A 524-nucleotide genomic window follows, 5' to 3' on the forward strand; every position below is an offset into this window, starting at 1 on the left:
CCGCCTCACACAATGCAATTGGCACCGCTGCCGCAGAGGTATTGCAGTACTTTTGAATGTTCACAAACGCTTTGTCTTGGGGAATACCGGAAAGGTCGCACAGCGTTTGAATAATACGGATGTTCGCTTGATGCGGAATCACCACATCGATTTGTTCCGTCGTTAACTGTGATGCTTTCAGTACGGTTTTCGCCGCTAGGCCCATGCCTTTCACTGCGCGTTTGAAGATCTCTTGACCCACAAAGTTGAAATCCCAGTAACCGTTATCTTCCGCAAAGCGGTCCATACAAGTACCAAACTTCGGCACAGAAAGAATATCGCGACCTTTGGCATCACAACCAATTTGCGATTGCAGCAAGCCCGTTTCTTTCTCTGTGCGAGATAGAACCACCGCGCCAGCACCGTCACCAAATAGAACCGCGGTATCACGCATCGCCCAGTCAATGTAGAAAGACAAACGTTCCGCACCGATGATGATGGCGTGTCGGTAGTTACCGGACTGAATCAAACGCGTGCCCGTTTCT

General features: G+C 50.0%; 1 protein-coding gene. It reads right to left on the bottom strand.

Annotated features, from left to right (window positions below):
• Nucleotides 1–524, bottom strand: a 524-nt coding sequence (locus tag R7093_RS27925) for a 3-oxoacyl-[acyl-carrier-protein] synthase III C-terminal domain-containing protein (RefSeq protein ID WP_318147371.1), incomplete at both ends; no start/stop codon positions are given.

The organism is Vibrio sp. 1580 (assembly GCF_033340055.1).